The following is a 16,354-nucleotide window of genomic DNA, read 5'->3' as shown; positions in this document are numbered from 1 at the left end:
CGTGCTTGCGTCCGGATAGCTTTGAATGTCCGGCGGATTCTGGTTATTTTGCGCCTCTTTCTACTTTTTTACCGCGCTTTTTTTCAAGTAAATGGCATTAATTAACACGATTCGGGAAAAATCAGGCTGGGCCGTTGGCACTGTTGCCATCGGTATGCTGCTCTTTATTGTTGGCGGCGACCTGATAGGGGGGAAAAACCGTTTGTTCGGTGGCAATCAAAATGTGGTAGGCGAGGTAGCCGGTCAGAAAATTGAGCTGACGGATTTCAATAACGCGCTGGAGCAAGCCAAGCAGTCGTTTGTGCAGCAGCAAGGCCGCCAGCCCGACGAGCAGGCCATGGGCTACCTGCGCGACCAAGCCTGGAACCAGACCATCTACCGCATTGCCTTCCAGAAGGAGTTCGACAAGCTCGGCTTGGCTGTATCCGACGACGAGCTGACGGATATGGTGCAGGGTAAAAATATTCACCCGAGCATTAAGCAGGCGTTTACTGACCCCAAGACCGGGCAGTTCGACCGCGCCAAAATTGTGCAGTACCTGCAAGGTCTCGACAAGCTGCCACCCGATGCGCAAGCCGCTTGGCAGAACTTCGAAGCCAACCTCGGCCCGGAGCGGATGGGGCAGAAGTACAACAACCTGCTCAAGCTTAGCACCTACGTGACGACGGCTGAAGCCAAGCGCTTCGACGAAAACCAGAACACGAAAGCTAGCATGAAGTACTTGTTTGTCCCTTACTTCTCTATCTCCGATTCGGCGGTGAAAGTGACGGACGAGCAGCTGCAAGCTTACCTCGACAAGAACAAGAGCCGCTACAAAGTAGAAGACGGCCGCAGTATCGAATACGTAACCATTCCGGTGGTAGCGTCCAAGGAAGACACGGCGGCCGTGCAGCAAAGCGTTGCGCAACTAGCTACGCAGTTTGCTTCGGCTCCCAACGATTCGCTGTTCGTAAAGTTGAATTCCGATCAGCCTTACAACGGCAATTATGTGTCGCCGGCCGATATGCCCGAGAAGCTGCGTCAGCAGCTGCCCCTCACGGTGGGTAAGGTGTACGGCCCATATGCCGAGAACGGCACGATCAGCTTGATTAAAGTAACGGGTCAGAAGGCCGGTGGGCAGGCTTCGGCCCGCGCCAGCCACATCCTCATCAAGCCCGAAGGCACTACGCCCGCGGCAGATGCCGCCGCTTTAGCTAAAGCCAAAAAGGTATTGGCTGAAATTAAAGGTGGTGCTGACTTCACCGCTATGGCTCGTCAGTACGGCACCGATGGCACCGTAAACACCGGCGGCGACCTTGGCTGGTTCCAGCAGGGCCGCATGGTACCGGAGTTCGAGAAGGCCATTTTTGGCGCTACTGCTACGGGCTTGTTACCTAATCCGGTAAAGACGTCGTTCGGTTATCACATCATCAAAATTACGGCACCCAAAACCACGCAAACGTATCAGCTGGCTACCATACAGAAGAAGATGGAGCCTTCGGAGGCCACCCGCGAAGTAGCTTACACCCGGGCGCAAACGCTGAAAGGTAATGCCACCGATTTGGAGTCGTTCCGCAAAGTGATAGCCAAAGAAAAGAACTTGCAGAAGCAGGAAGCCAAAGGCCTCGGCCGCGGCGACCAAGCGGTAAATAGCTTACAGAGCGCCCGCGAGATTGTGCGATGGGCCTACGGTACGGCCGGCAAGAAAACCGCCGTTGGCGACGTATCGGAAGTGTTTGAAATTGGCGACCAGTACGTAATAGCCGTTCTGACCGGTGAGCGGAGCAAGGGCACGGCCGACGTAGCCAGCCTGCGCCCCGAGCTTACCGCCGCCGTGCGCAACGAAGAAAAGGCCAAGCAGATCATCGGCAAGCTGAGCGGCAAAACCGGCACCTTAGAGCAGATTGCTGGCACATATGGTTCGGCAGCCCAAGTGAAAACGGCCGATGGCGTAGTGCTAGGCTCCGGCGCGATTCCGGGCCTTGGCAGCGAGCCACTGGCAGTCGGCAAAGCCTTTGGTTTGAAGCCCGGCCAAAAGTCGGCCCCAATTCAGGGCGAGCAGGGAGTACTAATTGTAGAGCCGGTGAGCGTGCAGAAGCCCGCTGCCCCTTCCGATCTGGCCGCCGTGCGCAAGCAGCTAACCGACCAGCGGACCGGCCGCGCCGATGGCTTGATCTACGAAGCTGTAAAAGCCAACGCCAACATCAAAGACGAGCGCAACAAGTTCTTCTAAGCCTTGTTGTCTGAAACAGAAAAGCCGCTCCTTGAGGAGCGGCTTTTTTTTATGGCTGGAAAGTATAGCATTAGAGACTGTGGCTTCCGCGCTACAGTCTCCGACGCCTGCCCGACCAGACCAGAACCAAAGTGCAGAGGAATTGCGTAGGATTTCCTGCTTATCTTGAAATGAATCTGCCGGCGCTACCGTTTCTGTTGGCAGCCGTTGCTACTTGCTGCTTATCTCGTTTCTATGCGCCACCTGCCCTGTTTGCTATTCTCTTTTTTGCTGCTTTCCACTGCTCCGCTTCAGGCGCAGCAAGAGGTGGGCAATGTTACGCTAGCCAAGGAGTACACCCGCAAAGGAGAGCACGAAAAAGCGGCTTTTCTTTTCAGCAAGCTCCCCGCCGATGCCCAGACGTCGGCTTCGATACTGCCCGACTACCTGACAGCATTGCAAGGCCTGAAACGCTACAAAGACGCCGAAAAGCTAGTGAAGCGCGCCATTCGGCAGCACCCCGAGGAAGGCGGTTACGGCGTGGCGCTAGGCACCCTCTATACCACTGCTGGCGACCAGAGCGCCGCTACCAAGCAGTACGAGAAAGTAATCAGCCAGCTCACGATAGCGCAGGTGCTGCCCGTTGCAGCCGAGTTCGGCCGCCGCAACCTGCCTGAGTGGGCCGAGAAAACCTACTTGCGCGGCCGCGAGCTGGCCAAGAACGACTCGGAGTTTAGTACGCAGCTTGTGCAGCTGTATACCCAAAACGGCAAGACCGAGAAGCTGATGGCCGAAACCTTGCGCCTCGTGCAAGACGACGAGCAGCAGCTGCCTTTCGTGCGCAACATGCTCCAAAATAGCCTCCAGAACGAGAAGGATTTCGATGCCTTGGAGCGCCAGCTGTTAACTAACGTGCAGAAGTATCCCGACCGGAGCGTGTACAGTGAGCTACTGCTCTGGCTGCAGGTACAGCGCCGCGACTTCACGGGCGCCTTGGTGCAAGCCAAGGCCCTCGACCGGCGAGGCCGCACCGAGGGAAGCCGCGTAATGGATCTAGCGTCTATTGCCCAATACAACAAGGATTACGAAACCGCCATCAGCGGCTACGAATACGTGCTGCGCGAGTACAAGGGCGGACCTTTCTATGCCTCTGCCCGCCAGCGCCTGGTGCAGTCGAGAGAAACACAGGTGCGCGAAGCTTACCCCGTAGACCCGGCCAAGATTCGGGAGCTGATTGTGGAGTACCAGCAGGTGCTCACGGAGCTAGGCCGCACGCCGCAGACGGCGCCCGTACTGCGTAGCATGGCCGTGTTGCATGCTTTTCAACTCGATGAGAAGGAGAAGGCCATTACGCTGTTGCAAGAAGTAATTGATATGCCCCGCGCCAGTACCGATGTGGTGGACGAAGCCAAAATTAACTTGGCCGACATCTATCTGTTGCGCGGTGAGCCTTGGGAAGCAACGCTGCTGTACTCACAGGTGGAAAAGTCGCACAAGGATTCGCCTTTAGGCTACGAAGCCAAGCTGCGCAACGCCCGCCTAAGCTATTTCGCCGGTGACTTCAAGTTGGCCAAAAGCCACCTTGATATTCTTAAAGAGGCCACCACCCGCGAAATTGCCAATGATGCTATGCAGCTCAGCCTGCTCATCACCGACAACACGGCCATGGACACGGCTGGCGTAGCATTGCGCGATTATGCTACCGTAGAACAGTTGGTATTCCAGAACAAGCTCCCCGAAGCGTTACGTAGCCTTGACGCGCTGCTTCAGAAATATCCGGGCCATGCCCTGCAAGACGACGCCTGGTACCTGAAAGCGCAACTGCAGCGCCGCACCGGCGACTACCGCGCGGCGGTGGCTACGCTCGAGAAAATCACGGGCAACCCTAAATACGATGTGCTCAGCGACGACGCCATGTTCCTGCTAGCCAGTATTCAGGAAGAAAACCTGCAGGACAAAGAGCAGGCAAAAGCGCTTTATAATCAGTTTTTGGTGAAATACCCCGGCAGCATCTACGTGGCCGAAGCTCGCAAGCGGTTCAGAAAGCTGCGGGGTGACAGTCTGTAAGTGGCGATTGTCATTCCGAGCGAAGCGAGGAATCTAAGTTGAGCTAGCGGTAGGGTGACCCGAGTCCAGATTCCTCGCTTCACTCGGAATGACAGCTACCCAAAAAACAAAAACATCAGGCCTAATGCCGCGATGAAAATCAGGTACATCAAACCGTCGGAAATGATGTACTGACCGTATTTGCGAAAGAATTCGCGAAGGGTAGACATGGCGTAAAACTATGGATTTCGAGGCGTGGCAGGCCACTAAGAAATAGGCGAGCGGGGTTTTCTTTGTACTTTTGAAGATAATGCCGCTCCGGCCTCCGCTACACTTATGGAAAAACGATGGATTCGAAAGCCTGCGCCCGAACCTGAAAAGGTTCAGTTCCTGGCCGACGCGTTGCGCGTCAAGGAAACCATTGTAGCGCTGCTTTGCCAGCGCGACATCTGCACCTTTGAGGAGGCCCGCGCGTACTTCCGTCCGAACCTGCGGGAGTTGCCCAATCCTTTGCTAATGCGCGACATGGACCGCGCCGTAGCTCGCCTCACCGAGGCGCTGCATAGTGGTCAACGAGTGCTCGTGTTCGGCGACTATGATGTAGATGGTACTACTTCCGTTGCCGTTGTGTACAGCTACCTGCGCCGCTTCTTCGGTTCCGAGCGCATCGACTACTACATCCCCGACCGCTACAAAGAAGGCTACGGCGTATCGGAGGCCGGTATCGACTTTGCAGCCGACAATGGCTTTGCGCTCATCATTGCCCTCGACTGCGGCGTGAAATCTGTGGATAAGGTAGTTTATGCCAACGAACGGGGCGTGGACTTCATCATCTGCGACCACCACTTACCGGGCACCGAACTGCCCGACGCGGTGGCGGTACTCGACCCCAAGCGGCCCGGCTGCAATTATCCTTTCAAGGAATTGTCGGGGTGTGGGGTTGGTTTCAAGCTGATGCAGGCTTTCACCGAAGACCAGGGCCTGGACGAGGAGCCGCTCTACGATTTGCTGGACCTGGTAGCCGTAAGCATTGCTGCCGACATTGTGCCCATCATGGGAGAGAACCGGACGCTGGCTTACCATGGCCTGCGCCTGCTCAACGACCCCACCCGGCCGCAACGCCCTGGCCTCGACGCCCTGCGCGAGCTAGCAGGTATGCAAACTACCGAGCTAAACATCAGCAGCTTGGTCTTTGGCTTTTCGCCGCGTATCAACGCTGCAGGCCGCATGGGCGACGCCAAACGCTCGGTGGCCATGCTGCTTGCTTCCAGCAAGGAAGAAGCGTTTGAAAAAGCATCGGTAGTAGACAAAACCAACCAGGAGCGCCGCGGCTTCGATACGAGTATCACTAGGGAAGCCCTGGACATGATAGAGGCCGATGCGCTGTTTCAGGATGCGCATACCACGGTGCTCTACAAAGAGGACTGGCACAAAGGCGTGGTTGGTATTGTGGCTTCGCGTTGCCTCGATAAGTACTATCGCCCCACCATCATCCTCACGCACAGCAATGGCAAAGCCACAGGTTCGGCCCGCTCTGTAGCGGGCTTCGATGTGCACCAAGCGATAGAAGAGTGCGCTGATTTGCTCGACCAATTCGGCGGGCACATGTACGCCGCTGGCCTTACCCTGCCCGTTGAAAACTTAGCGGCCTTTCGGGCCAAATTCGAGCGGGTGGTAGCAGGCCGCATTCTGCCCGAACAAATGATTCCGCCGGTGGATATCGATACCGAACTGGAGTTGAGCGAGATAACCAACGGCTTCTACAGCCTGCTCCGGCAGATGGAGCCGTTTGGCCCCGGTAACAGCAACCCTACCTTCATGAGCCGCAACGTGTACGCTGCGCCTAGTTCGGCCCGGGTGGTAGGGCAGTCGCACCTGAAGCTGGCGCTTACGCAGGACGGGCACCACGTATTGGATGCCATTGGCTTTGGCCTTGCCGAGCATCTGCCAAGCATTCTGCAAGGCCAGCCATTCAGCGTGTGCTACACAGTGGAAATCAACGAATACCGTGGGGTCAAAACCTTGCAGCTGCGCGTAAAGGATATCCGTTGGGAGTAGCAGCGAAAAGCGAGCTGGTGAGTTTGACGTTCTAGCGGCGCGGTTTTGCGCCAGTAGCGCCAGCAGAACGTCAAACTCACTATCTCACTGCTTCACTCGCGCGCTCCAATATACCCACACCATTAGCAGCGGTTGGAGTGGTAGCCGCAGCCACAAAACCCACAGCGGCACGGAAGGGCCCAAACCGTGTGTTTGCAGCATGTACACGTTAGCTGGAAATACAGCTACCAGTAGAAGAATCAGCCCCCAACTTGCTAATCGGCGGGTGGCCGGCAACAGCAGCCCTATGCCGCCTGCTACTTCGGCCGCGCCACTCAGGTACACGAGCAGTAGCGGCGCCGGCAGGTAAGGCGGCATAATCCGCAGGTATGGCGCTGGCGCCACAAAATGCAGGATTCCAGCCCCCACAAAAATCAGCGCCAACAGGTAAAGACTGGATTTGCGCAGGAGGGACATGGCAGTAGGGTTAAGCAGAACCTTTAAAGCCCATAAGTTGCAATAGATTTTGTGCGCAGCGGCTTGCTTTTATATTTCGGGGCTGCTTGAACTGTATCCCGGCAATGAGTTGTCTTCTTGAGATACCACCGACCCATCCTTGCTGATACTTGCAAGGAAAGACCGTAATTCCGACCAACTCTCAGGCTTCCTCTCGTACTAGGCTAGCCGTAGTACCGTTAGCGTATCACTAGCTGCCATCCTCCCCGTGTCTTCGTTACCTTTGCCCCGCATGATTCTTCGAGCCGATAACTTAGTTAAGAAATACAAGGCCCGCACGGTCGTCAACGATATGTCGTTGACGGTGGAGCAAGGCGAAATTGTGGGGTTGCTCGGACCCAACGGGGCCGGCAAAACCACCTCTTTCTACATGACCGTGGGCATGGTGAAGCCTAACTCCGGCCGTATCTACCTCGACGACCTCGAAATCACTAAGCTGCCTATCTACCAGCGCGCCCGCCTCGGTATCGGCTACTTGGCACAGGAAGCGTCGGTATTCCGCGATTTGAGTGTAGAGGAAAACATCTTGTCAGTGCTCGAAATGACCAAGATGCCCAAGCAGGCGCAGCGCGACAAAGTGGAAGAGCTGCTCAACGAATTTAGTCTCACCCACGTGCGCAAAAATTTGGGCCGGGTGCTGAGCGGCGGCGAGCGGCGGCGCACCGAAATAGCCCGCGCCCTGGCCGTCGACCCAAAATTTGTACTGTTGGATGAGCCCTTTGCTGGCGTTGACCCGATTGCCGTGGAGGAAATCCAAGGCATCGTGGCCAAGCTCAAGCACAAAAACATCGGCATCCTCATCACCGACCACAACGTGAATGAGACGCTCAGCATCGTAGACCGGGCGTACCTGCTTTTCGAGGGCAAGCTGTTGAAAGCGGGTACCGCCGAAGAACTGGCCGCCGACGAAATGGTGCGGCGGGTATACCTCGGCAAGCATTTCGAGTTGAAGCGGAAGGTATAAGCGGCGTAGCACGGCGTATAGCCGGCAAAAGTGAGAGGCATGTTGTAGCGGGGCCAGAGCACCAAAAGGTGAGCTTGTGAGTCCGTTCGGTTACTTTCGAAGACCGTCAGGGTTGCTGGCTAGTCTTTTCCGGCAACATTCCGGGGCTGCCAACGGTACAAAACGCAACTTGCCCGCTTCTCTGCCTTCCCATCCTTTCCTCGCTCTGTGTTAAACTCCATCCTCACGTGGGCCGTTCAACGGCGTCTCGACGATATCAAGCACTTCCAGCAGCATCCGCACGAAGTGCAGCGGGAGGTATTGCGCAGCTTGCAGCACACCGCCAAAAACACGGATTGGGGCCGCCAATACGGCTACGCTGACGAGGTGCCAGGACGAGAGTTTGCCGAGCGCGTGCCTATAAGCAGCTACGAAGAACTCTACCCCATGCTCGAGCGGGTGTTACGCGGCGAGCGGGACGTGCTGTGGCCGGGCCAGGTGCAGTGGTTTGCCAAGAGCAGCGGTACCACCAACGCCCGCAGCAAGTACATTCCCGTCACCCGCGACGCCCTGCACGACTGCCACTACCGCGCCGGCCGCGACATGACGGCCCTGGCCACCTTGCATTACCCCGAAACCCAAGTGTTCGGGGGCAAAACCCTTTCCTTAGGCGGCACGCACATGCCCAACCCCATGCGGCCCCATGATGCCACCTCCCGGGTAGGCGACGTGTCGGCCGTTATCATGCAGAACCTGCCAGTATGGGCCGAGCACGTTCGGACGCCGCCGCTGGAGCTGGCGCTGTTAGACGAGTGGGAAGAGAAAATTGAACGAATTGCCCGCCATGTGCTGCAAGCCGACGTGCGCGTACTGGCTGGTGTGCCCACCTGGATGATTGTGCTCTTGCGCCGGGTGCTCGAACTCGCCGGCACCGATAATATCATGGAAGTGTGGCCTAACCTCGGCTTGTTTCTGCACGGGGCCGTGGCGTTTAAGCCATATCGAGCGCTTTTTAAGCAGTTGATTCCTTCCGGCCAAATGCATTATCAGGAAATCTATAACGCCTCGGAAGGCTACCTCGCCCTGCAAGACCAACCCGATTCCGAAGACCTGCTGCTGCTACTCAACCACGGCATCTACTACGAGTTTCTGCCCGCCGACCAGTGGGACGCCACTGAGCCGCGCACCGTATTGCTCGAAGACGTAGAGCTTGGCAAAAGCTACGCCCTCATCATCAGTACCAACGCCGGCCTGTGGCGCTATAAGATTGGCGATACAGTGCGCTTTACCAGCCTGGCGCCTTATCGAATCCGAATTACGGGCCGGACCAAGCATTTCCTCAACGCTTTCGGTGAAGAAGTGGTAGTGGAAAATGCCGAAGCCGCCGTAGCCGCCGCTTGCCAAGCCACCAACACCACCGTCCGCGACTTCACGGCTGCGCCCATCTACTTTGCCGGAGCCGCCGACGGTTCTCGCGGGGGCCATCAATGGCTGATAGAGTTTTCGAATCCCCCGCAGGATACCAATCATTTTACGGCGGTGCTTGATGATACCCTGCGTCAACTTAATTCTGACTACGATGCAAAACGCCACCGCGACATGGCGTTGCTGCCCCCGGTGCTGACAGTGGCCCAAACAGGCCAGTTTGAACGTTGGTTGGCGCACCGAGGCAAGCTTGGGGGGCAGCATAAAGTGCCCCGGCTCAGCAACTCCCGCGAAATGTTGGAAGAAATACTGCAGGTAAATTGAAGCTTTGTATTATTTCAATAAATAATTACTTGAGAAATAAAGTAAGTGCTATGTTATTAAAAAATTAAATTTATATTAGTGGATTGTTCGACGCTCTTTGTGTTCCTCCGTGTCCGCTATTGCCTCCCGCTCCCGCCCCTACGTTTCTCGCCGGAAACGCCACCTATTATCCGATGAAGGGTCTACTTTCGCCTCCCGGTTTATGCTTGGGTTGCTAAGCCTGCTTGTGCTAGCCCTGCTAATAAGTTTAGGCATCATTGCCACGAACTTAACCGATTCGGCCGAGACAGCCCAAGCAAACACTGCGCACCCGGCAGCGGCATCTTTCTCGCAATAGCGAGGTAACACGCTGGTTTCAAAAGACAATTTGTAGAAGAAAGCAGGCGTTTTATACACGTGCCGGATACTGCGTGTTCCATTCGGAACAGCGTATATTGAATGGCTTGTATAGCTTCAGCATGAAGCCACTGTTTACTTCTTGTTTGTCTTACTGATGCGCCCTACTCTGTATGTAGTTCTCTTAGTGGCTCTGCTTGCTTCCTGCTCAACGGCCAAGCACGGGCCCATCGGTTTCTGGTCGCAGAAACGCTACGACAAGCAGCTACGCCAGCACGGACCTTGGCCGACATATTATGACGATGCGGAGCGCCACCCGATGGCCTTAGGGCGCTACCGCCACGGGCGTTATGCGGGGCGTTGGCGCTATTACGCGCCAAATGGTGAGATAGAGCGCAAAGAGCGGTTTGCCCGCCAGCCATACGGCCTCATCTCCATCACCGAATACCAGGACGGCGGCAAAAAAAAGCGCCAGGGTCAGGCTCGCATTTTAGACGAGCCTGACGGAATACATTTCTTCTGGTTTGGTGACTGGAAAGTGTTTGACACGCAAGGTCACCAAGTAGCAGTAGAACATTACGACCGAGGCCATTTGCGAGGCACTCAGCTTATCCAAATTGACTTACGTAACAGATAAGAACGCGCTGCCTCAATAAGCTCGGGGTCAGGTTGTAAGGTGGAAATCTGTTTCACGACGAGCCTAGCGGGTTCCTACGCGAAAGGGCCACACGGCGCAGTACTGGATACTCGTCTTACTCGTTGCGGAACGGAAGCCACAGAATTTCCGCGCTACAACCTAAACCGGGTTTACTCGTCGAACAAGCCGCCAGCTAGCTTGCCTAGTACGCTGCCGCTTTCTTTGCTGGCGTTGCCTCCACCGGGCGCCAGCGCCTGAATCAGCTTTTTCACGGGCATCGATTGTAGCCACACGCGGCCAGTGCCGCGCAGGGTGGCCAGCAACAGTCCTTCACCCCCAAAAATCATGGATTTCAGGCCCCCGGCCCGGGCGATGCTGAAGTCGATGCTAGGCTCAAAGGCTACCACGCAGCCGGTGTCTACCCGGAGTAGCTCGTTGTTGAGTTGCTTCTCGATGACGGTGCCGCCCGCGTGAATAAAGGCTCGGCCGTCGCCGGTTAGTTTCTGCAGAATAAACCCTTCGCCTCCGAAAAAGCCGGCGCCTAATTTCTGGTTGAAGTGGATGCTGATTTTGGTGCCCCGCGCTGCTGCCAGAAAACCATCTTTCTGCACAATCAGGCCTTGTGGCAGCGCCCGCAACTCTAGCGGGATGATGGTGCCCGGATACGGCGCCGAAAAGGCCACTCGGCTCTTGCCGAAGCCGCCGCGGTGCGTGAAGTGCGTCATAAACAACGACTCGCCCGTAATCAGCCGGGTGCCCGCCGAAAATAGCTTGCTCATCAACCCCTGATCAGGCTCTGAGCCGTCGCCCATTTTGGTTTCGAAGGCAATGGCTTCCTCCATGTACACCATGGCGCCAGCTTCGGCAATTACGGTCTCATTGGGGTCCAGCTCGACCTCTAGTACCTGAATATCATTGCCAAGAATCTTGTAATCAACGTCGTGGGACTGCATCAGTGGAAAGGTTTAGGTGAAATACCGCTTCAAGTATAGTAAAAGCACTGCATTTCAATGGAAACGCTTGGTGTAAGTGGCACGAAGCTTCTTTCCATTCCTGTAAGGCTCAACGCAACAAGCCCTTGACACACGTGCAGTCGTCAAGGGCTTGTTGCACTGGGCTTCCACTGTGCTTACACGTCGTCGGGCAGCTCGGCGCGGGTGTCGGCGGCTTCGGCGGCAGCATCCGGCTCGTCTTTGGGACCTTTCTTCTTGGTTTCGCGGCTGGTACGGCGCATGAAATCCTCGTCCGACTCTTCTGGCTCCTGTGCGCCTTCTTCGAGCGGAAACTCCTCGTCTTCCTTCTCCCCAAACTGCCCGTCGCGGTTCACCAGTTTCTTGTCGCGCACGTGGCGGTTCAGAAACGTGTTGATGTCCTCGATAGAGTAGTTGGAGGTGATTTCGCCGAGCGGATTTATCTTGATTTCAAACCCTTCCAACTCTTTGTGCACGCGCGCCTTCTTTTCGGGGTCGTTTTTGCTTTTCTTATTAACGGGTTTTTTCGCCATGATGTCCTGCGTGGTTACGGTTCCCAAACGACCTCTCTTCTGTTGCGAGGCCGCTCTTTACCAAGCAGTACGGCGCGACGCCCGTAGCGGATACGTTGAATTAAAGTCAACTATCTGCACCGGCACCGGCTTCCAACTGCTGGACCTAAGGTTATTGCGCGTTGGCTAGCTCAATGGCTTTTTCCAGAAACTCGTCCCGCCCTTCGCGCACGCCCTGAATCGTCTTTTCCAGGTAGATATCGGGAATGATGCCCACGCCGTGGTGCTGGCTGCCATCGTGCTTGCGCACTTCCATGCCGGTCCAGGATATGCGATAGTTGCCGGGGAGCGTGAAGGGGTTTACGTTGCCGTTGGTGCCCGCCGTGGGTTGCCCGATAATGGTGGCTAGCTTGTAGCCTTCCACAAAACCCATGAAACTCTCGGCGTAGCTGATGGCGCTACCATCGGTGATAAAAATCACACGAGCAGACAGGTGCGGCGCCTCCGGTTTCATCTTCCAGCCCATAGAAGTGTAGCCGGCTATCTGCTTCTGATCGGGGTAGATGTAGTGGGGCACGCGCATCCAATGGCCAGCCGTGTCGGGCCGGGGAAGTAGGTGCGCCAGCAGGCCGTGGTTGCCCTTCGGATAGCCGCGCATGTCGCAGATGATAGCTTTCGCCTTTTCCAGTTCGGGCATCAGCTTATTAATCGAATCCATCGGAATCTGATCGAGATTCAAATAATACACGGAAGGCGACAAACGCCGCGACTTCGACCCCTGCCGGGTGGCGCTATACTGATTGGTCGCCTGGTCGAAATGCAGCGTAACGGGGGTAGCGCTAGCTCCGGGGCGCTGCACTTCCAGCTGAAGCGCCGACCCTGCTTCACCGCTTGCCGTGGTGGAGGCCGCCACGTACCGCAGCCAGCCCGGTGTCGCCGCCGATATGTATTGCTCGGCCTCGCGAAAGTAAGCGGCGGCCGGCTGCCCGTTGATGGTTGTTACGATGTCGCCTTTGCGTACAGGCAATGCGTTGTCCGTCACCTGAGTAATCATCAACTGATTTTGCACCCATTCCCACGCAATGGGCAGATACTTTACGTTGGTGGCGCGGCCGTACGAGTATACGCCTACGTGGCCATCGTGGAGGCGAGCGGTAAGGCGGCGCAAGATTTTCAGGTATTCCGCGTCGGTCTGATCGGGGTAGGCGGTGCGCAAGGCTTCGGGTAGGGCCGTGGGCCAATCAGACTTGCTGATGGCAAAGTAAGGATAGAAGTGCTGAAACACGTTCCAGGTAATAACCACATCGGTCAGGCGCAACGCCCGGTTTTTACTGGTGAAGCCAGTGGCCGGCAATTGCTTTAACGCGGCTTGTAAGGCAGTGAGCTCCGCTTTGTCAGCCGCTGGGTAAGTGGCCTCTTTGGTGCCGTACAGAGCTAGCGGCAGTACGCAGCGCAAATTGCTGCCAATGCTCTCCTGCACAACCTCGCCAATAGCTATTTGGCGGGTGAAAAGCGGCTTATCAGATCCATTAGTTGTTGCCGACTCACTACTAGTGGAGCTGATTAGTACGCTCTGCCGACCTTCCGCCGCGTTTTTTTCACTTACGGCAAACGAATAATCCTCGGTGTAGCTCTTGGTATCGGCCTTACCCGAGATACTAGCGGGATACTTATCAACGGCATCGGCCTCAAAATCGGTAGCAAATACGGTTTTCCAGGCATCAGCTTCTCGCACCAGTACTTGCATCTTATCCACCTGAACCTGCCCTCGGCCGCTTAACATGGCGCCGAAGTATAAGGAAACCGCCTGCGGATCGATGGTGCCTTTTATTTCGTATTCCGTCCATTCGTTCCGCGTAATAGGCCGGTCATTCATATTGTCGAAGAAGCCCATCTTTTTGTTTGGCAAATCAACCCGAGCCCACAACGCGCCGGGGCCTTGTTCGGGGGATGCATTGCGCACGAAGGCCGTGTAACGAAATTCTTTGCCTCGATAAGCCGTAGCATCTACGGCTTTGGTGAGGGTCCCGAAAGTGGGCTCGGTCGGCTTCAACGCTTCGGGTCGGTGCAGGCGCCGGCTATGGTAAGCGCTACGAGCATTGCCTTGGCCCATACCATAGTGTTGCCAGCTAATTACGCTGTATCCTTTGAGGTCAGTGGGCGTAATGTCCTTCACCGAAAAGCCAGCTTTCTTGTTTGCGGGCAGTAGCTGCAGGGTAGGAGCCACTGGCCGGAAGAGCGTCAATAAGGCGGACCGTAGCTCGGCGTCGGTTTTCGCGGCTTCCACGCGCTGAGCCCCCAACACGGCCAGCTTGTCCCAATCCACGGCAGCGGCTTCGTCTGAGGGGTGGAAGTAGCGCACGTAGCCGTAGAGCCGGGCAAACGTTTCCATGTTCTGCACGGCACGGGGTGGCGTTTGGGCGGTGGCGGCCAGGGCGCTGATCAGCAAAGAACCCACAAGTAAAACCGAACGCATAAGCAGGATATAAAATGTGAAACCGTAACCGATGCTAAGCCAGAAGCCTAACGTACTAGAAGAGGCTGTATTACAGCAGCTTGGTTGCAGGCGAGATAAATAATTGCTACACCCTATACACAAAAGCGCCCGGCACTGCTGCCGGGCGCTTTTGCTTGGGAAAATAATTGTGCCTTAGCCGTGGGTCGCTAGCTAACTACCACCTGGCTTACGGCGGCTTCAATGCGCTCTGCTGTTTCCTGAGCGCCCAAAATGCTCATCAGGGCCATTAGGTCAGGGCCGGCGGTGGTGCCGGTTACCGCTACGCGAAGAACTTGCAACACTTGACCAGTTTTCATGCCCTGGCTTTCCACTACCTGCGTCAGTAGGGCTTTCAGGCCGTCGGGCGAGGTGTCGGTGGCAGTGGGCAGCGCTTGGGCATACGCGGCTAGGGCACCAGCTACCTGCGCGTTCCACTTCTTGCTGATTACCTGTTCGTCGTAAGACGTAGGACGGTGGAAGAACAGCTGCGCCTCGCGAGCCAGGTCGGCGGGGAAGGTGGCACGCTCTTTTACCAAGGCCGCAATCTGCTCGGCCTTGTCGGCAGGGCAGTTGATGCCTTGCGCCTGCAACGACTCCAGCAGGTAGCCCGCCAGCTCGGCATCGGGCTTGGCCCGCAGATACTGCTCGTTGTACCAGCGCACCTTGTTCTGGTCGAAGCGCGCCGGCGACTTGCTTACCCGCTCAATCGAGAAGTGCTCAATCAACTCGTCCATCGTGAACAGCTCCTGCTGCGTGCCAGGATTCCAACCCAGGAAAGCCAGGAAGTTGATGAAGGCGTCGGGCAGGTAGCCACTTTCGCGGTAGCCGCTGCTCACGGTCGGCTGGCCGGTTTCGGCATCCGTGCCGTGCCATTCCAGCGGGAATACCGGGAAGCCGAGCTTGTCGCCGTCGCGCTTGCTGAGCTTGCCGGTGCCGTCGGGCTTGAGCAGCAGGGGCAAGTGGGCGAAGTTGGGCATGGTGTCTTCCCAACCTAGATAGCGGTAGAGCAGCACGTGCAGCGGCGCCGAAGGCAGCCACTCCTCACCCCGAATAACGTGGGTGATTTCCATTAGGTGGTCGTCCACGATGTTGGCCAAGTGGTAGGTCGGCATGCCATCCGACTTCATCAGCACCTTATCATCGACCGCCGACGAGTGCACCACCACCCAACCCCGAATCAGGTCGTTGAAGCGGATTTCCTCTTTGCGCGGCACTTTCAACCGGATAACATACTGTGCGCCACCATCGAGCAGCTGCTTCACCTCGTCTTCAGGCAGCGTCAACGAATTACGCATCTGCGTACGGGTGATGCTGTTGTACTGTGGGTTGGGCACCTTGGCCGCCTGCAAGCGGGCGCGCATAGCATCCAGCTCCTCGGGCGTATCAAAAGCATAATAGGCGTGGCCGCTGTCGATGAGCTGCTGCGCGTATTGCCGGTACATGGGCTTCCGCTCGCTCTGCCGGTACGGCGCGTGGGGGCCACCTTCCTCGATGCCCTCGTCAATGATGATGCCGCACCAGCGCAACGCATCCATGATATACTGCTCGGCGCCGGGCACAAAGCGGTTCTGGTCAGTGTCTTCGATGCGGAGCAGCATCTTACCTCCTAGCTTGCGGGCCAGCAGGAAGTTATACAGCGCGGTGCGCACGCCGCCAATGTGTAGCGGCCCCGTAGGGCTAGGTGCAAAGCGCACCCGTACTTCTCTTTCCATAATTCAGTCGGTTCGCAGCGGTGCCGGGATGGCGAAACGCGCCGCAAAGGTACGAGGGAGGAATGAGGAATGAAGAACAAGCAGCCAGCAATGGAGAATGAGCCATAAGACCGTCGTGCAGAGGCGCAGCCGAAGCATTCCGCGTGCTCACGTAGGGGAGGTAACTGTCCTGCTTGATCTGGCGTCCGCAGGTGGCGCCTCAAGCCA

Annotated in this window: 11 protein-coding genes; 6 read left to right on the top strand and 5 right to left on the bottom strand. The window is 56.6% G+C overall.

Translation table 11 applies throughout. From position 1 onward, the window contains the following. The first annotated feature begins 91 nt into the window (after nt 1-91). From VF639_RS01885 to recJ, 3 genes are all read left to right on the top strand, one after another. Nucleotides 92-2,212 carry a SurA N-terminal domain-containing protein gene (locus VF639_RS01885; RefSeq protein WP_331144182.1) on the top strand — a complete coding sequence of 707 codons (2,121 nt, stop codon included), beginning with the start codon at nt 92-94 and terminating at the stop codon, nt 2,210-2,212. 234 nt (nt 2,213-2,446) lie between these two features. Beyond that, nucleotides 2,447-4,258, top strand: coding sequence for a tetratricopeptide repeat protein (locus VF639_RS01880; RefSeq protein ID WP_331144181.1), 1,812 nt, complete (start codon nt 2,447-2,449; stop codon nt 4,256-4,258). A gap of 315 nt (nt 4,259-4,573) precedes the next feature. Next, entirely contained in the window at nt 4,574-6,295 is a 1,722-nt protein-coding gene (gene recJ / locus VF639_RS01875; RefSeq protein ID WP_331144180.1) for a single-stranded-DNA-specific exonuclease RecJ, read from the top strand. An 84-nt stretch (nt 6,296-6,379) separates the two neighbouring features. Here recJ and VF639_RS01870 read toward each other — a convergent pair whose 3' ends face one another. Continuing rightward, entirely contained in the window at nt 6,380-6,751 is a 372-nt protein-coding gene (locus tag VF639_RS01870) for a DoxX family protein (RefSeq protein ID WP_331144179.1), read from the bottom strand. A gap of 271 nt (nt 6,752-7,022) precedes the next feature. Here VF639_RS01870 and lptB point away from each other — a divergent pair, with 271 nt between their 5' ends. The 3 genes from lptB (at nt 7,023) to VF639_RS01855 (ending at nt 10,455) form a co-directional block, all read left to right on the top strand. Beyond that, nucleotides 7,023-7,754: an LPS export ABC transporter ATP-binding protein gene (lptB, locus tag VF639_RS01865; protein WP_331144178.1), complete on the top strand. Its 732-nt coding sequence runs from the start codon at nt 7,023-7,025 to the stop codon at nt 7,752-7,754. 207 nt (nt 7,755-7,961) lie between these two features. Beyond that, nucleotides 7,962-9,482, top strand: a complete 1,521-nt coding sequence (locus tag VF639_RS01860; RefSeq protein ID WP_331144177.1) for a GH3 auxin-responsive promoter family protein — start codon at nt 7,962-7,964, stop codon at nt 9,480-9,482. Between the two features lie 493 nt (nt 9,483-9,975). Continuing rightward, on the top strand, nt 9,976-10,455 hold the full coding sequence (locus VF639_RS01855) for a toxin-antitoxin system YwqK family antitoxin (protein WP_331144176.1): 480 nt from the start codon (nt 9,976-9,978) through the stop codon (nt 10,453-10,455). A gap of 170 nt (nt 10,456-10,625) precedes the next feature. On the opposite strand, the gene VF639_RS01850 is transcribed toward VF639_RS01855, so the two are convergent. From VF639_RS01850 to gltX, 4 genes are all read right to left on the bottom strand, one after another. Continuing rightward, nucleotides 10,626-11,408 carry a TIGR00266 family protein gene (locus VF639_RS01850; RefSeq protein ID WP_331144175.1) on the bottom strand — a complete coding sequence of 261 codons (783 nt, stop codon included), beginning with the start codon at nt 11,406-11,408 and terminating at the stop codon, nt 10,626-10,628. Between the two features lie 176 nt (nt 11,409-11,584). Next, on the bottom strand, nt 11,585-11,959 hold the full coding sequence (locus tag VF639_RS01845) for a hypothetical protein (RefSeq protein WP_331144174.1): 375 nt from the start codon (nt 11,957-11,959) through the stop codon (nt 11,585-11,587). A 151-nt stretch (nt 11,960-12,110) separates the two neighbouring features. Beyond that, the gene (locus VF639_RS25310) at nt 12,111-12,686 is read right to left on the bottom strand and encodes a S41 family peptidase (RefSeq protein WP_414654649.1); all 576 of its coding nucleotides are present in this window, start codon (nt 12,684-12,686) and stop codon (nt 12,111-12,113) included. Nucleotides 12,687-14,602: 1,916 nt separating this feature from the next. Beyond that, complete coding sequence (gene gltX, locus VF639_RS01835) at nt 14,603-16,147, bottom strand: glutamate--tRNA ligase (RefSeq protein ID WP_331144172.1); 1,545 nt, start codon at nt 16,145-16,147, stop codon at nt 14,603-14,605. Between the last annotated feature and the right edge of the window lie 207 nt (nt 16,148-16,354).

It is taken from the genome of Hymenobacter sp. (assembly GCF_036387835.1).
Lineage (GTDB): Bacteria > Bacteroidota > Bacteroidia > Cytophagales > Hymenobacteraceae > Hymenobacter.
This window is presented reverse-complemented; position numbering and strand designations above follow the sequence as displayed.

Bases quoted from the DNA above. Each gene is read 5' to 3' on its own strand.
- gltX (WP_331144172.1), bottom strand. From the start codon at position 16,147: ATGGAAAGAGAAGTACGGGTGCGCTTTGCACCTAGCCCTACGGGGCCG.
- VF639_RS01870 (WP_331144179.1), bottom strand. From the start codon at position 6,751: ATGTCCCTCCTGCGCAAATCCAGTCTTTACCTGTTGGCGCTGATTTTT.
- lptB (WP_331144178.1), top strand. From the start codon at position 7,023: ATGATTCTTCGAGCCGATAACTTAGTTAAGAAATACAAGGCCCGCACG.
- VF639_RS01845 (WP_331144174.1), bottom strand. From the start codon at position 11,959: ATGGCGAAAAAACCCGTTAATAAGAAAAGCAAAAACGACCCCGAAAAG.
- VF639_RS01885 (WP_331144182.1), top strand. From the start codon at position 92: ATGGCATTAATTAACACGATTCGGGAAAAATCAGGCTGGGCCGTTGGC.
- recJ (WP_331144180.1), top strand. From the start codon at position 4,574: ATGGAAAAACGATGGATTCGAAAGCCTGCGCCCGAACCTGAAAAGGTT.
- VF639_RS01850 (WP_331144175.1), bottom strand. From the start codon at position 11,408: ATGCAGTCCCACGACGTTGATTACAAGATTCTTGGCAATGATATTCAG.
- VF639_RS01855 (WP_331144176.1), top strand. From the start codon at position 9,976: ATGCGCCCTACTCTGTATGTAGTTCTCTTAGTGGCTCTGCTTGCTTCC.
- VF639_RS01880 (WP_331144181.1), top strand. From the start codon at position 2,447: ATGCGCCACCTGCCCTGTTTGCTATTCTCTTTTTTGCTGCTTTCCACT.